Annotated in this window: 15 protein-coding genes and 1 riboswitch; of the genes, 2 read left to right on the forward strand and 13 right to left on the reverse strand. The window is 59.8% G+C overall.

The annotated features are described in order from the left end of the window. Positions 1-10: 10 nt before the first annotated feature. The 6 genes from ACR9ZQ_RS18575 to clpP form a co-directional block, all read right to left on the reverse strand. The gene (locus ACR9ZQ_RS18575) at positions 11-2,212 is read right to left on the reverse strand and encodes an esterase-like activity of phytase family protein (RefSeq protein WP_310382957.1); all 2,202 of its coding nucleotides are present in this window, start codon (positions 2,210-2,212) and stop codon (positions 11-13) included. Positions 2,213-2,308: 96 nt separating this feature from the next. After that, entirely contained in the window at positions 2,309-3,217 is a 909-nt protein-coding gene (locus ACR9ZQ_RS18580) for a DMT family transporter (RefSeq protein ID WP_481428505.1), read from the reverse strand. 83 nt (positions 3,218-3,300) lie between these two features. After that, positions 3,301-3,453, reverse strand: a riboswitch (FMN riboswitch). Positions 3,454-3,576: 123 nt separating this feature from the next. Further along, positions 3,577-3,852, reverse strand: a complete 276-nt coding sequence (hupB, locus tag ACR9ZQ_RS18585; RefSeq protein ID WP_003558438.1) for a DNA-binding protein HupB — start codon at positions 3,850-3,852, stop codon at positions 3,577-3,579. A 207-nt stretch (positions 3,853-4,059) separates the two neighbouring features. Beyond that, on the reverse strand, positions 4,060-6,480 hold the full coding sequence (lon, locus tag ACR9ZQ_RS18590) for an endopeptidase La (protein WP_310382955.1): 2,421 nt from the start codon (positions 6,478-6,480) through the stop codon (positions 4,060-4,062). A gap of 402 nt (positions 6,481-6,882) precedes the next feature. Then, a complete protein-coding gene (gene clpX, locus ACR9ZQ_RS18595; RefSeq protein WP_007819824.1) occupies positions 6,883-8,160 on the reverse strand; it encodes an ATP-dependent Clp protease ATP-binding subunit ClpX in 1,278 nt (425 codons plus the stop codon). Positions 8,161-8,465: 305 nt separating this feature from the next. Further along, positions 8,466-9,095 carry an ATP-dependent Clp endopeptidase proteolytic subunit ClpP gene (clpP, locus tag ACR9ZQ_RS18600; protein ID WP_007819825.1) on the reverse strand — a complete coding sequence of 210 codons (630 nt, stop codon included), beginning with the start codon at positions 9,093-9,095 and terminating at the stop codon, positions 8,466-8,468. Between the two features lie 382 nt (positions 9,096-9,477). Between clpP and ACR9ZQ_RS18605 the strand changes: the two genes are divergently transcribed. Then, a complete protein-coding gene (locus tag ACR9ZQ_RS18605; RefSeq protein ID WP_113324452.1) occupies positions 9,478-10,731 on the forward strand; it encodes a GGDEF domain-containing protein in 1,254 nt (417 codons plus the stop codon). Positions 10,732-10,776: 45 nt separating this feature from the next. Beyond that, on the forward strand, positions 10,777-12,021 hold the full coding sequence (locus ACR9ZQ_RS18610) for a cytochrome P450 (RefSeq protein WP_310382953.1): 1,245 nt from the start codon (positions 10,777-10,779) through the stop codon (positions 12,019-12,021). Between the two features lie 85 nt (positions 12,022-12,106). On the opposite strand, the gene pstB is transcribed toward ACR9ZQ_RS18610, so the two are convergent. The 7 genes from pstB to ACR9ZQ_RS18645 all read right to left on the reverse strand — a co-directional run bounded on the left by pstB (position 12,107) and on the right by ACR9ZQ_RS18645 (position 19,453). Further along, entirely contained in the window at positions 12,107-12,865 is a 759-nt protein-coding gene (gene pstB, locus ACR9ZQ_RS18615) for a phosphate ABC transporter ATP-binding protein PstB (protein ID WP_310382952.1), read from the reverse strand. A gap of 50 nt (positions 12,866-12,915) precedes the next feature. Continuing rightward, positions 12,916-13,773, reverse strand: a complete 858-nt coding sequence (gene pstA, locus ACR9ZQ_RS18620; RefSeq protein ID WP_113324454.1) for a phosphate ABC transporter permease PstA — start codon at positions 13,771-13,773, stop codon at positions 12,916-12,918. A 2-nt stretch (positions 13,774-13,775) separates the two neighbouring features. Further along, complete coding sequence (pstC, locus tag ACR9ZQ_RS18625; RefSeq protein WP_310382951.1) at positions 13,776-14,753, reverse strand: phosphate ABC transporter permease subunit PstC; 978 nt, start codon at positions 14,751-14,753, stop codon at positions 13,776-13,778. Positions 14,754-14,841: 88 nt separating this feature from the next. Beyond that, entirely contained in the window at positions 14,842-15,864 is a 1,023-nt protein-coding gene (pstS, locus tag ACR9ZQ_RS18630; protein ID WP_310382950.1) for a phosphate ABC transporter substrate-binding protein PstS, read from the reverse strand. A gap of 348 nt (positions 15,865-16,212) precedes the next feature. Beyond that, complete coding sequence (locus ACR9ZQ_RS18635) at positions 16,213-18,339, reverse strand: bifunctional diguanylate cyclase/phosphodiesterase (protein WP_310382949.1); 2,127 nt, start codon at positions 18,337-18,339, stop codon at positions 16,213-16,215. Between the two features lie 149 nt (positions 18,340-18,488). Beyond that, complete coding sequence (locus ACR9ZQ_RS18640) at positions 18,489-18,833, reverse strand: cupin domain-containing protein (RefSeq protein ID WP_310382948.1); 345 nt, start codon at positions 18,831-18,833, stop codon at positions 18,489-18,491. A 2-nt stretch (positions 18,834-18,835) separates the two neighbouring features. Further along, on the reverse strand, positions 18,836-19,453 hold the full coding sequence (locus ACR9ZQ_RS18645) for a LysE family transporter (RefSeq protein WP_310382947.1): 618 nt from the start codon (positions 19,451-19,453) through the stop codon (positions 18,836-18,838). Between the last annotated feature and the right edge of the window lie 75 nt (positions 19,454-19,528).

A 19,528-nucleotide genomic window follows, 5' to 3' on the forward strand; every position in this document is an offset into this window, starting at 1 on the left:
GAATGCGAACTCAGTTCGTAGCGGTCAGGTTGACCGGGAAGAACAGGGTTTCGCCCGAGGAGTCGCTCACACCGTCATTGTCGGTCACAGCATAGGCCTTGCCTGATGCGTCGAAGGCAAAACCTTCCAGCTTGTCGAGAACATAGCCATTGGTGGCCGACTTCAGGTCACCGATGAAATCATGGGCTTCCGTCTTCTTGACGACCGGCAGTTCGGCCCCGAGCTTGCCGGGCTTCAGGTCGGAGATTGCGACCTTATAGAGCTTCTTCAGCTTGGCCGCATCGCCGACGAGGTTGTCGCGCTCGATGATGTAGACGCTGTCGCCCTGGGCGGTGATTTCGGAGAGGCCGACCCAGCCGCTCTCGGTCTTGTCGAGCGGGTAGCGCACGCCGCCCCATTCCTTCTTCTTCGGGTTGTAGGAGAGGAGCTTCACAAAGCCCTTCTCGTCATCGTTCCACTCGCGCTGAACGGCCATCCACAGCGTTGCGTCGTCGCCGGTGCCGATGATCGTGACACCTTCGAAGCCGTAGCGGATTTCGTTGGCGAGCAACTCCTTCGGCAGAGCGATCTCGGTCTTGATGTCGCCCTTGGCGGTAACATTGTAGAGCGCATGCGGAACCAGGCGCTCGGTATAGCCTTCCGAAGCCAGCCAGAAGGAGCCGTCGGCGGCAACAGCGATGCCTTCGATATCGAGCTTCTGGGCCGGAGCGCCGTCACGCTTGACGACCAGCGCATCGGTGATGACGGCCGGCTTCTTGGTGGCGTCGATCGTGTAGATCGTCGGCTGCGAGCCTAGGACGCTGTCGCTGACGGCGTAGAGCATGCCCGGCTTGCCCGGAACGGCGGCGAGCCCCGAAAGGGCTGCAAAGCCGATCGGATTGCCGTCCTTCTCGGCGGAGACAATGTGCGGATAGGCCTTCTCGCCTTCGCCGCGCTCGTAGATCATCACGTGCGAACGCGCACCGCCGTCTTTGCCGAGGTCGAGTTCATTGGCGGTCGCAAGCAGGTTACGCTGCGGAATGGCGATCGCGCCTTCCGGAGAAATACCCGACGGCAGGATCTGCAGCAGTTCCGGATCGGCGCCCGTGTCCTTGTAGACGCCGACGACGGAAGCGCGCTCGGCGAGCAGGAAGAACAGGTTGTCAGTGCCGAACTTGGCCGCTTCGAGACCTTCCGGCTCGACGCCCTTCGACGAGGAGCGGCTTTCCGGATAGTGGCCGATAGCGGCGACGGCACGCTCGAAGGAGCTGCCGGATTCGAAGAGGACCTTGCCGGTCTTGTCGAAGATGGTGAAGCCGCGCGAACCGCCTTCATAATCGCCTTCGTTGGCGACGACGAGACGGTTGTCGTCCAGCCACTTTACGGCGTCGGGCTCGCGATGGATGCCCTTCTTCTCGCCGGTAAATTTCAGGGCGCCGTCACGTTTGGTGTCGATGCCGGTGAGATCAACGGTGCCGGCAGAGAAGTGCGTCTTCACTGTGCCGGTCGTGCCGTCGAGGATGATGATCTCGTTGTTTTCCTGCAGGGTCAGGGCGATTTCGTTCTGGCTGTTGAAGGCAACGAATTCCGGCTCCGGATCCTCCGGGGCAACGCCGGCGAGACCGGCCAGGGCAACGTGCTTGATTGTGCCACAATCGACGGTACCGTCGGTCTTGACCTGGAAGACGACGAGGTCGCCTGCCGGCATCTGCGGGATCTTGCCGTCGTTGACATCTTCGTCGCGCTCGTTTTCGATCGCGATAGTGCCGAGCGTCCTATCCTTGCTGAGGGCGATCGAATCAGGCTGGCCGCCGAGATCGCAGGTAGCATCGATCTTCTTACCGGCGATATCGACGATCGCCAGACGGCCTGACGGCTTCTGCTTGCTTTCGCCGGTGTTGACGGCGACGAGCGCCTTGCCGGCTGCAGTCGTGACCGAGGTCGGTTCACCGTCCATCATCAGCGCGCCGCCGGCCTTGGGTGCCTTAGCATCGGTGATGTCGATGAAGCCAATCGCGCCGAGCGGGCTGTCGCTGTAGATCAGCGTGTTGCCATCCTGCGAAGCGGTAATGATTTCGGCCGAAGTGGCCGAAAGCTTGTCCTTGTCAGCCGGCAGGTTGGTCGCGACCGGGAAAGAGGCGATGCGGTTGAAAACCGGCTCAGCCGCTGCCGGGAAGGCAACGGATGCAAAAAGCATGGCAGCGAGCGCTGCCTTGCGCGAAGACAATGTCATTGAAAATCCCCCAATGTCGAAAAAATCGAACAGAGGTTTTTTGCGGGACTGCCATGACAGACACATGACAGCCTGCGACATTTTGTACGGTTTGCGTCAGGCCGCCTGCCGTTCGCGACGCATCTCGCTGCGCATGATGAAGAGCGACGCGGCGAGGATGAGCGCAGCGCCGAGCCACAGATAACCAGCCGGCGCATAGCCGAAGAAAAGCCAGCCGGCGAGCACGTTCAGCGGCAGCTTCAGGTCGTCGAAAGGCTGCACATAGGCAGCGTCGGCGCTGGCATAGGCGAGCGTCAGCAGATATTGCGCCACGACCGTCAGGAGGCCTGCCAGAAGGAAGAGAGCAAGTGCGGCGCCCGTCGGCACCACAAAGCCTGCCGCGAGCGCCAGGCCGCCATTGATCGGCGTCAGCAGCACCAGAAGCCACACGGTGATCGTCTCCGGCTTCTCAATGCCGGTCAGGCTCTTGGTGATGAGCGAGGAGGCGCCCCAAAGCAAAGCCGAGATAACAGGCAGAAGTGCTGCCCAGGTGAAGCTGTCCGACCATGGCTGGAGGATGATCATGGCGCCGATAAAGCCGACACCTGTCGCCATCCAGCGAGCGGGGCCAACACGCTCGCCGAGGAAAAGGCGTGCGCCGAGAATGATGAAAAAGGGCGAGGTCATGACGAGTGCGATCGCCTGCCAGATCGGCACGGAGGCGAGGCCGGAGACCCAGGCCTCGACGCCGAGCGCAGCAAGGACGACACGCACGATATGCCGCCAGGGATAATCCGTGCGCATGGCAGAAAGGCCGACCTTGCGCAGGAAGGGCAACGAGAAAAGAAAAGCGAAGCCATATTGCCAGAAGGCTGCGGAGGCCGCCGGGAAGGCAAGCGTCATCGTGAGCCATTGGGTGACGACATTGAGGAGCGAGAAGACGACGCCTCCAAGCACCATGAAGGCTGCACCGGCGAAGGCGCGGGAGTGCGAAACTGCAAGGGAATTCTGATTCATGTCTTCCATCCGGAATAGGGACCAAACATAAATCAGGACGCATGAGGTTACAGAACGCAGACGCAGACAGATCCCTGCCCGCGCGCGGCCATGCTCATTCTCTTTCATCCGGACTCTAACCGTCGGCTCCGGAATCACACCGGATCTGCTGACCCTTCCCAAACCAAGGCTTCGGAAGGCGCTCGCGGGCTCAGGCCGTAGCCCTTACCGCCGGTGGGGACTTTCACCCCGCCCTGAGAACATCGCCGTCGTAAGACAAAGCGCTGCATGCCGCAAGCGATCAAAAACAAAAAGGGGTCCGGCGATGCCGAACCCCCCTCGAAATCCTGCGCGACCGTTCTCGTTTACGGCCGGCGGACAATCTCGTATCAGCCGTTGACGGCGTCCTTCAGGCCCTTGCCGGGCGTGAACTTCGGCACGTTGCGTGCCGGAATGTCAACTTCGGCGCCGGTCGACGGGTTGCGACCCTTCGTGGCAGCGCGATGAGAAACCGTGAAGCTGCCGAAGCCAGCGAGACGGATGTCGCCCTTGTTCTTCAGCTCGGCCTGCACAACATCAAAAACTGCGTCTACGGCAGATGCTGCGTCAGACTTCGTCAGTCCAGCCTTTTCGGCTACTGCGGACACGAGTTCATTCTTGTTCATGTTTCCACCCCTTTCTAAATGGTTTGAAACAACTCAATCTGTAAGCTAGGCGCAGAAATCGCTTTCATCAGGCCCGCCGAGAACCCAAAAACCCTGCAAATCAAGGAAAAGCAAGCGTCTACATGACGTTTTCACAAAAAAGGCCGGCGTTTCCGCCGGCCTTTTTCAGGATTTGCAACAATTGGGCATAAATGTGGCCGCCAAAGCTCAATGAGCGATGGCTGCACCTGCATCATCGAGCCCTTCGACAGTCGCGATGACGGGCGTTTCCACCGTACCATCCCACTCGATCGGCTCGGGACGACGGACCAGCGCATGCTTGATCACTTCGCCCATACGGGAGACCGGAATGATCTCCATGTTGTTCTTCACGTTGTCAGGAATCTCTGCCAGATCCTTGGCATTCTCTTCCGGAATCAGCACCTTCTTGATGCCGCCGCGCAGTGCCGCGAGCAGCTTTTCCTTCAGGCCACCGATCGGCAGGACACGGCCACGCAGGGTGATTTCACCCGTCATTGCCACATCCTTGTTGACCGGAATGCCGGTCATGATCGAGACGATCGCGGTTGCCATCGCGACACCGGCAGACGGACCATCCTTCGGCGTTGCGCCTTCCGGCACGTGTACGTGGATGTCGCTCTTGTCGAAGAGCGGCGGCTGGATGCCGAAATCGACGGCGCGCGAGCGGACGTAAGACGCCGCTGCCGAGATCGATTCCTTCATCACTTCCTTCAGGTTGCCGGTGACGGTCATGCGGCCCTTGCCGGGCATCATGACACCTTCGATCGTCAGCAGCTCGCCGCCGACTTCCGTCCAGGCAAGACCCGTGACCACGCCGACCTGATCCTCACGCTCGGCTTCGCCGTGGCGGAAGCGCGGAACGCCAAGATAATCGTCGATATTCGCTGCCGTGACATGAACCGACTTCGCCTTGCCCTTGATGATCTCGGTGACCGCCTTGCGGGCGAGCTTCATCAATTCGCGTTCGAAGTTACGGACACCGGCTTCGCGGGTATACTGCTGGCTGATTGCCATCAGGGCATCGTCGCTGACCGAGAATTCGCTCGGCTGCAGCGCATGTTCCTTGATGGCCTTCGGCAGCAGGTGCCGCTTGGCGATCTCGCGCTTTTCGTCTTCGGTGTAGCCGGCGATACGGATGATTTCCATGCGGTCCATCAGCGGAGCCGGGATGTTCAGCGTATTCGCCGTCGTGATGAACATCACGTCCGACAGGTCGTATTCGACTTCCAGGTAGTGGTCCATGAAGGTCGAGTTCTGAGCCGGATCGAGTACCTCGAGCAAAGCCGAAGACGGATCGCCGCGATAGTCCTGGCCGAGCTTGTCGATCTCATCGAGCAAGAAGAGCGGGTTGGACTTCTTCGCCTTCTTCATCGACTGGATAACCTTGCCGGGCATCGAACCGATATAGGTGCGGCGGTGGCCGCGAATTTCGGCTTCGTCACGGACGCCGCCGAGAGCCATGCGGACATATTCGCGGCCGGTTGCCTTGGCAATCGACTGGGCGAGCGAGGTCTTGCCTACGCCCGGAGGGCCGACGAGGCAAAGGATGGGACCCTTGATCTTGGTGGCGCGAGCCTGGACCGCCAGATACTCGACGATGCGCTCCTTGACCTTCTCGAGACCGAAGTGATCGGCTTCAAGGATCTTCTCGGCATTGTTGAGATCGGCCTTGATCTTCGACTTCTTGCCCCAGGGAATACCGAGCAGCCAGTCCAGATAGTTGCGCACGACAGTGGCTTCAGCCGACATCGGGCTCATCTGGCGCAGCTTCTTCAGCTCCGCATCGGCCTTTTCACGGGCTTCCTTGGACAGTTTGGTCTTGGCGATGCGCTCTTCCAGTTCGCTCATCTCGTCGCGGCCTTCCTCGCCGTCGCCGAGTTCCTTCTGGATCGCCTTCATCTGCTCATTCAGGTAGTATTCGCGCTGGGTCTTCTCCATCTGGCGCTTGACGCGCGAGCGGATGCGCTTTTCGACCTGCAGGACCGAGATCTCGCCTTCCATGAAGCCAAGCGCCTTTTCGAGGCGAGCCTTGACGCTGGTGGTTTCCAGCATCTCCTGCTTCTCGGTGATCTTGATCGACAGGTGCGAAGCAACCGTATCGGCGAGCTTCGAATAGTCGTCGATCTGGCTGGCCGCACCGACAACCTCGGGCGAAATCTTCTTGTTGAGCTTCACGTAGCTCTCGAATTCCGACACAACGGAACGCGACAAGGCTTCCAGTTCGACCGGATCGTCATGCGGCTCTTCGAGCACATGGCCGAGGGCTTCGTAGAAATCCTCGCGGCTCGTATAGGTATCGATCTCGGCGCGGGCACGGCCTTCGACCAGAACCTTTACGGTGCCGTCAGGCAGCTTCAGGAGCTGCAGCACGTTCGCAACTGTACCGACGCGATGGATCGCTGACGGGTCCGGATCATCATCGCTGGCGTTAATCTGGGTGACCAGCATGATCTGCTTGTCGGAACCCATGACCTCTTCGAGCGCGCGGATCGACTTTTCCCGTCCGACGAACAGCGGGACGATCATATGGGGGAATACCACGATGTCGCGCAGGGGGAGAACAGGATAGGCGGTGCTGGTGCTCGCTACAGACGTTTTCTTCGTCATTTTTATTCCTTTCCATCGTCCCGTTACCGGGCTCTTTGGCGCGGCCGCTTGGGACCGGCCGGCACTCTCACTTGCTGTTACAAGTGGAGGTTCTGACTACGCTTTTCAAGCCACGTTAACGCCCGCGTTCCACGGTTGTGACAGCTTTATTACATGGAACGCCAACACAATGAAGCGCCTATCTGGAGCGACGCTTACCATTTCCGAACCGCCTAAAATAACAACGCCAGCAACACGCTACGGAATCACAGCATCATTGCCAAGGGTCATCCTTTGCGCAATATCGGCGAAGGCTGTTTTCAACCTTGCCCGCAACTATTATCAGCGCCGGGCACCTGTTTTCAAATAGAAAGGGGCCTGCGCAAGGCAAGCCCCTTAAAATAACGGTTCTCAGCTCAAGCTTCAGGCCGAAACGTTTGCCTTCTCGTCCTGGCGGTCGGCGTAGATATACAACGGACGGGCCGAGCCGCGTGCGACCTCTTCGGAGATGACGACTTCGCGAACGCCTTCCAGCGCCGGCAGTTCGAACATCGTGTCGAGCAGGATCTTTTCCATGATCGAACGCAGGCCGCGGGCGCCGGTCTTGCGGATGATCGCCTTGCGGGCGATTTCGCGCAGCGCGTCCTCGTGGAAGGACAGTTCCACGTCTTCCATCTCGAACAGGCGCTGATACTGCTTGATCAGCGCGTTTTTCGGCTCGGACAGGATCTGGATCAGTGCATCCTCATCAAGGTCTTCCAGCGTCGCCAGAACCGGCAGACGACCGATGAATTCCGGGATGAGGCCGAATTTGACCAGGTCTTCCGGCTCCAGTTCGCGCAGCACTTCGCCGACGCGGCGGTCGTCCTGTGCCTTAACGGTCGCGCCGAAGCCGATCGAGGTCTTCTCGCCGCGAGCCGAAATGATCTTGTCGAGGCCAGCAAAGGCGCCGCCGCAGATGAACAGGATGTTCGTCGTGTCGACCTGCAGGAATTCCTGCTGCGGATGCTTGCGGCCGCCCTGCGGCGGTACGGAAGCAACCGTGCCTTCCATGATCTTCAGAAGCGCCTGCTGCACGCCCTCGCCCGATACGTCACGGGTGATGGACGGGTTGTCGGACTTGCGGGAGATCTTGTCGACTTCGTCGATGTAGACGATGCCGCGCTGGGCGCGCTCGACATTGTAATCCGCAGCCTGCAGAAGCTTCAGAATGATGTTTTCGACGTCTTCACCGACATAGCCGGCTTCCGTCAACGTGGTCGCATCGGCCATCGTGAAGGGAACGTCGATGATGCGGGCGAGCGTCTGGGCAAGATAGGTCTTGCCGCAGCCGGTCGGGCCAACCAGCATGATGTTCGACTTCGCCAATTCGACGTCGCCGTTCTTGGAGGCGTGCGCGAGACGCTTGTAGTGGTTGTGAACGGCGACCGACAGGATCTTCTTCGCCTGACGCTGGCCGATGACATATTCGTCGAGGACCTTGATGATGTCCTGGGGCGTCGGGACGCCGTCACGGGACTTGACCATCGAGGACTTGTTCTCCTCGCGGATGATGTCCATGCACAACTCGACGCATTCATCGCAGATGAACACGGTCGGTCCGGCAATAAGCTTCCGGACTTCATGCTGGCTCTTTCCGCAGAAAGAACAATAGAGGGTGTTCTTACTGTCGCCGCCGTTGCTGCCGCTGACCTTGCTCATATCACTTTCCTTCCAGCACGCCGCATTTCGAACGCGAAATCACGGTCCATTCAATCAGCTCCCTGGCAGCACTCCCTACCCGGAGTTCCTGCCGACAAGGGCTTCAGGGGGTACGAACCGGGCCCAATCAATCATGTCCGGGTACCGGCGGCAACGAATTCCCCTTCGAATGCCGAATGCTATGTCACAAAAATTCAACATAGCATTAATAGTTACTATTAGCGTCTCCGCCGCCAGATGAAACCCCTTGTTCAATCACAAATGGGATAGAACTGTGGCGGCGAAAACACCATCCCTATTAATTACTAGGCCTGATCGCCTTCCATTTCGATGCGCGAGGTCAGAACCTTGTCGATGACGCCCCAGGTCTGGGCCTCGTCCGCATCCATGAAATGGTCGCGGTCAAGGGTCTTTTCGACTTCCTCATAGGTACGGCCCGTGTGCTTCACATAGACCTCGTTGAGGCGGCGCTTCATCTTCAGGATGTCGCGGGCGTGGCGCTCGATGTCCGATGCCTGACCCTGGAAACCGCCCGAAGGCTGATGGACCATGATGCGTGAATTCGGCGTGGCGAAGCGCATGTCCTTGTGACCGGCGGCCAGAAGCAGCGAGCCCATGGAAGCGGCCTGACCGATGCAAAGCGTCGAAACGGCCGGCTTGATGAACTGCATCGTATCGTAGATCGCCATGCCGGCAGTGACGACACCACCCGGCGAATTGATGTAGAGCGCGATTTCCTTCTTCGGGTTTTCGGCCTCGAGGAAGAGAAGCTGGGCGCAGACGAGTGTCGCCATATGGTCCTCGACAGGGCCCGTCAGGAAGATGATGCGTTCCTTGAGCAGGCGGGAATAGATGTCGTAGGAGCGTTCACCGCGATTGGTCTGTTCCACAACCATCGGCACGAGTGCCATAGCGGTATCGACTGGGTTTCTCATGTGCGTCCTTTTAACGTCTTTCCGGCGAAAGCCGGGAATCAAAGAAAAATGCCTTGTCCCTACATAGAGTGTCCCAGCCCCCCTCTTCAAGACACGCATAAGGATAACGTTAAGAAGCGGGCGCGACATATGGCTTTGACATTTCCCTATCCCGTTTCTCCCAAACGCCTGTTAACGGCGAGGCCAGACCTTTGGCTCTCACAGTTTTTCTCTGCGACAGGATGAAGGAAGGCTTACCGCGCCCGATGGATCTCACGGGTATTTACCGGGCGGAAAGCTTACCGGCAGATATCGACGAAATTGCCGAGCGCAGATCTGTGCCATTAATCAAACAGCGAGCTTCTTCGGCAAGGATGCGGCCAATTCTCAAGGGGTTGCTGCCGTGTTCAATGTCACTACAGGTCTGTCCATCTGGTGTTCCGAAGCCCTTACGCTGGCTCTGGTTCTGTTCGTGGCCTGGCGCCACGACCGGAAAAGCGGCGCCTACCTTTATTGGGGGCTCGGCTTCCTGTTCAGCGGCATCGGCTTTGCGCTGGTTGCGGTCCGCGGCGAAATCCCCGACCTGCTTTCCATCGAGATCGGCAATGCCATCGCCCTGCTCGGACAAAGTGCCTGGGTCGCCGGCTTCCTGGCGCTCGACCGCAAGAAGATGGAATGGTGGGCGCTGCTGCCGCCAGTAATCTGGCTTGCAGGCGTCTTCCTGCCGTGGATCAACGAGGATTATTCCAACCGCGTCATTCTCTACAATCTCGCCTCGGCGACCGGCGCCACTGCGCTTGCCATGGCGATAGCCGCCGGCGATATCCATCGCGAACGCACGCGCATCATGCTGATGGCCGTCTTCGTGCTGCAGGCCTTCCTCTGCTTCGGCGTGGCGCTGGCAATGGCGCTTATCCTGCCCTCGGATAAGCAGGCGACGAATTTCAGCGGCGGGGCCGCCATGGCCAGCGCCTTCCTGCTCACCATCGCCTTCGCGCTCACCTGCCGCCTCATCATGGAACGGTCGGAACGTCACCTGCGCTTCCTGACGCTGACGGATTCGCTGACGGGCGTGCTGAACCGCCGCGGCCTGCTCGGCTATTTCGACAAGATCCAGGAAAAGGCACATGACGAGCAGCACCAGGTCGGTGTCATCCTCTTTGACCTCGACCATTTCAAGCGCGTCAACGACCGTTTCGGCCATCAATCGGGCGATGCCGTCCTCACCGCCTTCGCCCGCCTTGCTCGTCAGTATATCCCGAACAATATCTTCGGCCGCATGGGCGGCGAAGAATTCGCGGCCTTCGTGACCGTCCGCGACCAGACGGAAGCCGAAGCGTTGGCGGAATCGATCCGCGCCGAATTCTGCCGCCTGCCGGTCAGCACGGGCGAGGCACTGATCCCCGCCACCGTCAGCGTCGGCATCGCGCTTTCCTCGGCGATCGAAGCCAATATCGACCGGCTGGTGTCGGCCGCCGACCGGGCGCTCTATTCGGCAAAAGCTGCCGGCCGCAACTGCACGGTCGTCTTCGGCGAGGAAGAAGCGGCGGCACCCGCGCCTGGCGAGCCGAACTCTCATGCCGGCGAACTCGTGCCGACCGTCGACGATCAAGTGGAAGCATTGCGCCGCATGGGTGTACTTTCCCGCGCAGGCTGAGTGTCCATCTTTTCGAGGCAAGGCAAATCCGCTAAGCCTCTGCCCATGATGATACCGCCCTTCCTCAAGATCAATCCCGCCACACGCCATGTGTCGCTCGATGGCAGCGACCCGGCCTTCTACGGCAACCCGAACGCGGTCTATGCCGCGCTCCATGCCCATTGTCCCACCTTCTACTGGGAACAGCAGAAGCAATGGTTCGTCACCAACTACGATCATGTGAACGGGCTGCTGCGCGACCGCCGGTTCGGCCGGCAGATCCTGCATATTGCCAGCCGCGAGGAACTCGGCCTTCCCGAGCCCGAGCCGCATATCGCCGCCTTCGATCTCGCCGAGCGCTATTCGCTGCTGGAGCTGGAGCCGCCGGAACACACGCGGCTGCGCACCCTCGTCAACCGCGCCTTCGTCTCGCGCCATGTCGAGAGGATGAAACCGGAGCTGGAAGAGCTCGCGAACAAGCTAATCGACGGCTTTGCCGACAAGGGCGAAGTCGAGCTGCTTTCGGCCTTTGCCGATATCATCCCGGTGACGATGATCGCCGGCATGATCGGTATTCCCGAAGAAATGGGGCCGCAGCTCCTCAAGTGGTCACATGCCTATGTGCGCATGTACATGTTCGGGCGCACCCGCGCGGACGAAGATGCTGCGGAGCAGGCGGCACGGGAATTTTCCGATTATGTGAAGACGGTCATTGCCGAGCGCCGGGCCGAACCGCGTGACGACCTGCTGACGCATATGATTCACACCGAGCACAAGGGCCAGTACCTGACGGAAGACGAGCTGGTTTCGACGACCATCGTGCTGCTCAATGCCGGCCATGAAGCGACGGTCCACCAGATCGGCAATTCGGTGCGCATCATCCTGGATAGCGGCTACGATCCGGCTGAGCTTTTCCGCGACGAAACCGCCACCGAACGCACCGTCGAGGAGTCGCTGCGCATCTGCGCGCCTGTCCACATCTTCCAGCGCTGGGCGCTCGAGCCCGCCGAGATCGACGGCATCGCGTTCAAGCGCGGCGACAAGGTGAGCATGATCCTGGCCGCCGCCAATCTCGATCCAGCGAAATTCAGCGATCCCCTCACCTTCAAGCCCGACCGCAACGAGGCACCCAATCTCTCATTCGGCGCCGGCATCCATTTCTGCATCGGCGCGCCGCTGGCGCGGCTGGAGCTCAACGTCGTGCTGCCGATACTGTTCAAGCGCCTGCCGGGGCTCAAACTTGCCAAGACGCCCGTCGTCAAGGACGTCTACCACTTCCACGGGCTCGATCGCCTGGATCTCGTCTGGTAAGCCTTCATATCCGACACTCGGAAACGAAAGCGGCCGGCAAGCTCATCGCGTGCCGGCCGTTTCTGTTCCGCGAGGAAATATCGCATCAGCCGTAACGGCCGGTGATGTAGTCTTCCGTACGCTTGACCTTCGGAGACTGGAAGATCTGCGCGGTCGGGCCGTATTCGATCAATTCGCCCAGATACATGAAGGCTGTGTTGTCAGAGATGCGGCTTGCCTGCTGCATGTTGTGAGTGACGATGACGATCGTGAACTCGCCCTTCAACTGCGCGACCAGCTCTTCGACCTTGGCAGTCGAGATCGGGTCGAGGGCCGAGGTCGGCTCGTCGAGAAGCAGCACCTCCGGACGCAGCGCCACGCCGCGGGCGATGCAAAGACGCTGCTGCTGGCCGCCCGAAAGGCCGAGGCCGCTGCCCTTCAGCTTGTCCTTCACCTCATCCCAGAGAGCGGCCTGACGCAGCGCCTGCTCGACGCGCACGTCCATATCGGCCTTGTTGAGGCGCTCGTGGTGGCGAATGCCATAGGCGATGTTGTCATAGATCGACATCGGGAACGGCACCGGCTTCTGGAACACCATGCCGACGCGGGCGCGCAGTTCATTCATCGAGAAGCTCGGGTCGAGGATGTTCTTGCCGTCGAGCTTGATCGAGCCGGTAGCCCGCATCTTCGGATACAGCATGTAGATGCGGTTCAGGATGCGCAGCAGGGTGGACTTGCCGCAGCCGGAGGGACCGATCAGGGCCGAGACCTGGCGCTCCGGGAAGCTCAGGCTCACATCCTTGATCGCGTGGGCGTCGCCGTAGTAGAAATTGACTTTCTCGAGGGAGATCTTGTCTCTCGCCATCAGCTTTCCCAGCTTGCTGGTAGTATCGATAGTGTCTGCAGACTGAAGCATCATTTCCCACCTTTTCGGTTCAGGACGGAGCGCGATACGACGCTCAGGATTAGAACGACGGCCGTCATCACGAAGGCACCGGCCCATGCAAGATTCTGCCATTGCTCATAGGGGCTCATGGCGAACTGGAAGATGACGACGGGAATGTTCGCCATCGGCTGCGACATATCCAGGCTCCAGTACTGGTTGTTCAGAGCCGTGAAGAGGAGCGGCGCGGTTTCGCCGGAAATGCGGGCGATTGCGAGAAGGATACCGGTCAGGATACCGGTCGAGGCGGCGCGGTAGAGGACGTTGACCGTGACCTTCCAGCGCGGGATGCCGAGCGAAAGGGCTGCCTCACGCATGACATCGGGAACCAGCCGCAGCATTTCGTCGGTCGTGCGCACCACGACCGGCAGGAAGATGAAGGCGAGAGCGATGCCGCCGGCAAAGCCTGAGAAGCGTGAGGTCGGGCGGACGACCACTTCATAGACGAACAAACCGATGATGATCGACGGCGCAGAGAGCAGGATATCATTGACGAAGCGGATGGCCTCGCCGAGCTTCTTGCCGCGGGCGAACTCCGACAGGTAGGTGCCGGCGAGCACGCCGATCGGTGTACCGATGATAACGGCGAGAACGACCATCAGCAGGCTGCCCATGAACGCGTTGGCGAGACCGCCGCCGTCTTCGCCGGGCGGCGGCGTCATTTCCGTGAGAAGGCTGGGGCTCAGCGCAGACAGACCGTGGACCAGCGTCGTCCAGAGTATCCACACCAGAAAGACCAGGCCGAGCACGGTGGCGATGCCACAAAGTGTCAGCGCGATTGCGCTGCCGATCTGGCGGCGGCGGTAAAGGGAACCCGAATAGGTAGCCATGATTATTCCCCCCTCTGCTTTGCCATACGCACCAGCATGAGCTTGGCGGCCGCCAGAACGATGAAGGTGACAACGAAGAGGATGAGGCCAAGGGCTGCCAGCGACGACCGGTAGAGGTCGTCCGAAGCCTCGGCAAACTCATTGGCGAGCGTCGCGGCAATCGAGGTGCCGGGCTCCATCAGCGACACCGCTATGTTATGGGTGTTGCCGAGAACGAAGGTAACCGCCATGGTCTCGCCGAGCGCGCGGCCGAGACCAAGGAAGATGCCACCGACAACGGCCGTGCGGGTGTGCGGGATGACGATGTCGCGCACCACTTCCCACTTTGTCGAACCAAGCGCATAGGCCGATTCCTTCAGCTGCGCGGGGACGACCAGGAAGACGTCACGCATGACCGACGAGATGAAGGGGATGATCATGATCGCCAGCACGATGCCTGATGTCAGCATGCCGATGCCGAGCGGCGCACCCGAAAACAGCGCACCGATCAGCGGGATCGGACCCAGCCAGTCGATGAGCACCGGCTGGATGTAATCCGACATGAACGGAGCAAAGGTGAAAAGACCCCACATGCCGTAAATGATCGAGGGGATGCCGGCGAGAAGCTCGACGGCGTCGCCGATCGGCCCGCGGATGGAGCGCGGCGCAACCTCGGTGATGAAAACCGCGATGCCGAGGCTAACGGGAACGCCGATGATCATGGCGAGTGCCGAGGTGACCAGCGTGCCGTAGATCGGCACGAGACCGGCGAATTGCTGAGCAACCGGATCCCATTCGGTGCCGGTCAGGAAGCCGAAGCCGAAGGTGCGGAAGGCAAGAAGCCCGCCCATGGCCATGGAGATCGCCGCTGCCAGCAGAGCGGCGAGAACAAACAGGCCGCAGCCCAAAACTATCCAATAAAAAATCCGATCGCCTGCGGCGCCGTCGCGGCGCTTCACGCCCGCGGTGTCGGCGGGCAGCGACGCCAGTGCTTCGCTCATATCCGTACGCTCTGCTGCTTTGAGGGGGTGTCAAAGGCATTCGGGGCGGAAAGCTTGGCTTTCCGCCCCGACCGCAGTTTCGTCAGGATCAGCTCTTGAAAGAGGCCGTCCAGTAATCTTCGATCTGCTTCACGAGCGTGTCCGGAAGCGGAACGTAATCGAGCGAGGAAGCCTCCTTCTGACCCTTTTCGAGAGCCCACTTGAAGAAGGAGAAAGCAGCCTTGGAGCGTTCAGCGTCCTTCGGTTCCTTGTACATGATGGCCCAGGTGGTTGCCGTGATCGGCCAAGCCTTTTCACCCGGTGCGTTGGTCATGATCAGGTAGAAGTCCTGAGCCTTGCCCCACTCTGCACTTGCAGCTGCAGCCGAGAAGCTTTCAGCGTTCGGCTTCGGATACAGGCCGGCAGCGTTCTGGATGAGAACGTAGGGCAGCTTGTTCTGCAGGGCGTAGGCGTATTCGACGTAACCGATCGAGTCCTTGACGCGGGTAACGTAAGCAGCAACGCCTTCGTTACCCTTGCCGCCGATGCCGACCGGCCAGTTGACGGCAGTGCCTTCACCAACCTTCGACTTCCAGTCCGGGTTTACCTTGGAGAAGAAGTTGGTCCAGTTGAAGGACGTGCCCGAGCCGTCCGAACGGTGAACAACGGCAATCTGGCTGTCGGGCAACTTCAGGCCCGGGTTCAGATCGGCGATGGCCTTGTCGTTCCACTTGGTGACGTTGCCGAGGTAAATATCAGCGAGGACCTTGCCGGAGAGCTTCAGTTCGCCTGATTTGATGCCCTTGACGTTGATGACGGGAACGATGCCGCCGACAACGAGCGGGAACTGGCCAAAGCCGCCAGCCGTCAGATCTTCCGGCTTGAGCGGGGCGTCGGAAGCGCCGAAGTCAACCGTTGCAGCCTTGATCTGGGCGATACCGCCGCCCGAACCGATCGACTGGTAGTTCAGCTTGTCGCCGGTTTCCTTGTTGTAGTCTGCCGACCACTTCGAAAGAACCGGATAGACGAAGGTCGAACCAGCGCCGGTAATATCGGCAGCGGAGGCCGAGACTGCCAGAGCGGCAACCAGGCCGGCGCCGAGGCAGGCCGAAAGAAGTTTCTTGGTGAGCATTTGCAACTCTTCCCTGATGGAACGAAAGGACGACGAGGCTCGGCGCCATGGAGGGGGTGTCCACTGTCAGGGGCGCTGAATTTCCTCGTCACGGGAAGGCGGCTAGGCGTCTATTATTACAGTTTGATGACAGTTTGTGACGGGTGACATGAAATGCAACGCTGTGCATAAGTCGCTGAAGTCACTGACTTTCCTAGTGAATCGCGCGCTGACAAAGCCTTCGTAAATGAGGTGCAGCCCTATTGCCGCAGGGCTGCGGTCGATTGCCGCAGCAATGCGTGAAAATGTCGTTTTCAGACGCCAAAATGCTCCGAGGACCGGACGACCACCCGAGTGTGCTGCCGCAATCTATGCGGCAAGCTCTTGAAGCTTGCTGGATATCTCGAGTGCCGACATAGGTTTTCCGATCAGATAGCCCTGCAGCTGGTCGCAGCCGGCCTCACGCAGGATCGCCGCCTGGCGCGTATTCTCGATACCTTCAGCTGTCACGGGAATCTGCAGAGCGGTCGCCAGGGAGATGGTGGCTCTCAGAACATCGGCGCCATTCGAGGCTTGGTCGAGAGCGGATACGAGCGAACGGTCGATCTTCATGCGATCAAACCCGAACTGCCGCAATGCGCCGATGCTTGCATAGCCGCAGCCAAAGTCATCAAGCGCGAATTTTATACCGACCTGTTTGAGGTGATCTATCGACCTGCGGGCCTGTTCCGGATTTGTCATCAGGACGCCTTCCGTGATCTCCAATGTCAAACGCTTCGGATCGAAATCGAGCTCCTGCAGAAGCGAGATCACTTCGGCGGCGAATTCCGGATTGCAGAGTTGGACCGGCGAAACGTTCACCGACAATGACAGGCCAGGCCAGTTCTTGGCATGCCCGATCGATGTTTTCAGCATATGAGCGCCGAGCGCATCGATGAGGCCGCACCTTTCGGCGAGCGGGATGAAAATCTCAGGGCTTATGTTCCCTGTTGGAACTCGCCAACGCGCTAGCGCTTCAAGACCAGTAACAGCACCTGTCGCAGCAGAGACGAGAGGCTGGAAAAAGGCTTCGATCGCACCATTGCTAATGGCGCTCTTCAACAAAGCTTCCATTTCGGCGACCCTCTGGCGTTCCAGATCCAGCTCCGGGTCGTATTCGATCGCCCGGCCTCTGCCGTTTGCCTTGGCACGATAGAGCGCCATATCCGCCCTGCGGAGAAGCTCCAAAGGCGGTACGTCTCCGTCACGTGCGGCAGCTCCGATGCTTGCGCCAACTTCGATTGTTCGCCCTTCGATTTTGAAGGGCTCGGTGAACAGCGCCAGAATAGTCTCTTCTATCTCCCCACGCGCGGCGGTTCCAATCTGCACCAGCGCAAACTCGTCGCCTCCCAGCCGGGCGGCCGCAACGACTTCAGGGTGACAGGCGATCAGGGCGTTCGAGACGATCCGGATCAGGTCATCCCCTACCGCATGCCCCCAGGCGTCGTTGACAGCCTTGAATCCATCGAGATCGACCAGATAGAGCCGGGGTGGCGCAACATCGGTATCTTCCAGCTCTTCCAGCAGTGCGAGAAGCCCGTGCCTGTTCAACAGGCCGCTCAGGCTATCGTGGTTCGCTTCGAAAATCGCCGCTTGCGCCAATTGGCGTAGGCGGCGCGCCTCTGCTGCACCCACCAGCAGAACACCACCCAGGAACATCGCAAGGATGATGACAGCGGCCGCGACGTAAGGATAGACTTCGTGAAACACGGCGGTTCCGGGCGCTTTGCTGGGCCAGACAAGATGGCCGATGACGCCACCTCCTATGTCCGTGATCGGCGTGTTCAGCAGGCCCGACTCGGGCGCGGCGGCAAGGCGCAACCCTTCGAGTTCATGCTCGTCCGAAAAAGTGTCGAGAACCTCCGACGTGAGATCCTTGTAGAGGCTCAGGACACTCAGCTTCGGAAGCTCGCCTTCTGCGGTGAAAGGCTGGATTGCCTGTGACACGATCAGCGCGATGCCCGTTTCGGTCCGGATGAAATTGACCACCGGCGCCTGTCCGGATTCAGCAGCTTTGTCGATCTGCTGGTAAAAAGCTTCGCCGAAAGAAGCACTAGGCTGGAAGGGCTTGCCTTTGGCGTATGCGGAGATGACCGAAGAGCGGTCGGGGCCGATCACGACCGCGCCGTCATAGAGCGGATAATCCGCTGTGGTCTTGCCCCAGTTCTCATAGGCCCAATCCGTGGCGTCAGGAGATGAGATCGCTTTATAGGCATCATCCCATACGGCGTTGTCCGTGGTTGTCGCGCTCAAACGATTGGCAAAGGCCGAGATCGCTGCACGGGCAGCGCGCGTGGCCCTGGCATCATCGATCTTGTTTGCAGACCGGTTCATCGTGGCGACGACATGGGCCATGAGGCCCGTCAGCACGAGAGCGACGACGAGGAAGAAGATGGTTGTCGCAATGATGGAAGACGTTTGGGTTCGAACGTGCCTACCTGCAAGATTCGACGACATGCCAATCCCGAAAAGATGAATTGCAAGGCCATGTCTATGGTGACGGCAGGAGACATCATGTCCGCAATGCGCTGCAGATAAGATCTATCATTTGATGATGTAGACACTATTAATGAGAATGATCAAAAGCCATCCATCCGGGCAGCTTTTTAGACCTTGATCACATAATCCTTGCGAGTTGTTTCAACGACTTCCCAGGTTCCTTTAAAGCCTGGCCTGAGGATCATCCGGTCGCCCGCCTTCAGATGAACCGGCTCACCGCCATCCTCGGTCACGATCGAATGGCCGGAGAGCAGGCTGAAATATTCCCACTCCTCATAGACGATCCGCCACTTGCCAGGCGTTGCCTCCCAGATGCCGGAATAGAGGCCGCCCTCGGCCTCCTCCAGGTTCCAGGTGCGGAATTGCGGATTGCCGGAAATGATGCGCTCGGCGGCGGGAGCGCCGACTTCCGGTTCGACGCTGTCGATATCGAAGGAGATCATGTTTGCCATGGTTATCGCGCTGAGGTCAGAAGTTTCAGGCCGAAGCCCATGAAGATGACGCCGGCCGCGGCGTCAAGTGTTCTACGGCCGCGCGCATAGACGCCTGCAACGGCAGGGTTGCGCAATACTGTCAGCACGAACGAGTACCAGAGCGAGGAGACCAGAACCATCGTGGCGACGGCAGCAGCACCCTGCATCCAGCTATGCTCGGCCGGCAGCGTCGCCGCAAAGAGCGAGGCGACGAAGAAGGCCGATTTCGGATTGGCGAGATTGGTTGCGAGCCCCGAATAGAAAGCCTGCTTCGGGCCGATCCCTGCCCGCACGGCTTGCGGCTCTCCACTGCCCGCCTTGCGCCAGGTGCTCCAGACGAGCTTTGCACCGAGGAAGCAGAGATAGAGCCCGCCGGCGACCTTCAGGAACAGATAGGCGAAAGGTGCGGCCGCAAAGAGTGCGCTGATGCCGAGCCAGCCGGCGAGCCCCCAGCAGAAGGTGCCTAGGATGACGCCAGCGATGACGGCCACTGCCGCGCTTCGCGAACCCTCCAGCGCCGTCCGGACGACGATGAGGAAGTTCGGACCTGGCGTGATGGCGGCCACCGCCCAGATGGCGGCGACGGAAAGCAAAAACATGAAGGCTTTTCCTCAGGTGTAGTCCGTCACATAGCTTTGACAGACTTCTCATTGAAATCAAACGATTTTAGGGAT

Source organism: Rhizobium sp. KNZ14-9A, assembly GCF_056755015.1.

What these genes read in the sequence shown, in the direction of transcription:
- pstB (WP_310382952.1), bottom strand. Translation starts at nt 12,865, where the DNA reads ATGGCGAGAGACAAGATCTCCCTCGAGAAAGTCAATTTCTACTACGGC.
- lon (WP_310382955.1), bottom strand. Translation starts at nt 6,480, where the DNA reads ATGACGAAGAAAACGTCTGTAGCGAGCACCAGCACCGCCTATCCTGTT.
- ACR9ZQ_RS18610 (WP_310382953.1), top strand. Translation starts at nt 10,777, where the DNA reads ATGATGATACCGCCCTTCCTCAAGATCAATCCCGCCACACGCCATGTG.
- ACR9ZQ_RS18575 (WP_310382957.1), bottom strand. Translation starts at nt 2,212, where the DNA reads ATGACATTGTCTTCGCGCAAGGCAGCGCTCGCTGCCATGCTTTTTGCA.
- pstS (WP_310382950.1), bottom strand. Translation starts at nt 15,864, where the DNA reads ATGCTCACCAAGAAACTTCTTTCGGCCTGCCTCGGCGCCGGCCTGGTT.
- ACR9ZQ_RS18580 (WP_481428505.1), bottom strand. Translation starts at nt 3,217, where the DNA reads ATGGAAGACATGAATCAGAATTCCCTTGCAGTTTCGCACTCCCGCGCC.
- pstC (WP_310382951.1), bottom strand. Translation starts at nt 14,753, where the DNA reads ATGAGCGAAGCACTGGCGTCGCTGCCCGCCGACACCGCGGGCGTGAAG.
- ACR9ZQ_RS18645 (WP_310382947.1), bottom strand. Translation starts at nt 19,453, where the DNA reads ATGTTTTTGCTTTCCGTCGCCGCCATCTGGGCGGTGGCCGCCATCACG.
- hupB (WP_003558438.1), bottom strand. Translation starts at nt 3,852, where the DNA reads ATGAACAAGAATGAACTCGTGTCCGCAGTAGCCGAAAAGGCTGGACTG.
- clpX (WP_007819824.1), bottom strand. Translation starts at nt 8,160, where the DNA reads ATGAGCAAGGTCAGCGGCAGCAACGGCGGCGACAGTAAGAACACCCTC.
- ACR9ZQ_RS18640 (WP_310382948.1), bottom strand. Translation starts at nt 18,833, where the DNA reads ATGGCAAACATGATCTCCTTCGATATCGACAGCGTCGAACCGGAAGTC.
- clpP (WP_007819825.1), bottom strand. Translation starts at nt 9,095, where the DNA reads ATGAGAAACCCAGTCGATACCGCTATGGCACTCGTGCCGATGGTTGTG.
- pstA (WP_113324454.1), bottom strand. Translation starts at nt 13,773, where the DNA reads ATGGCTACCTATTCGGGTTCCCTTTACCGCCGCCGCCAGATCGGCAGC.
- ACR9ZQ_RS18635 (WP_310382949.1), bottom strand. Translation starts at nt 18,339, where the DNA reads ATGTCGTCGAATCTTGCAGGTAGGCACGTTCGAACCCAAACGTCTTCC.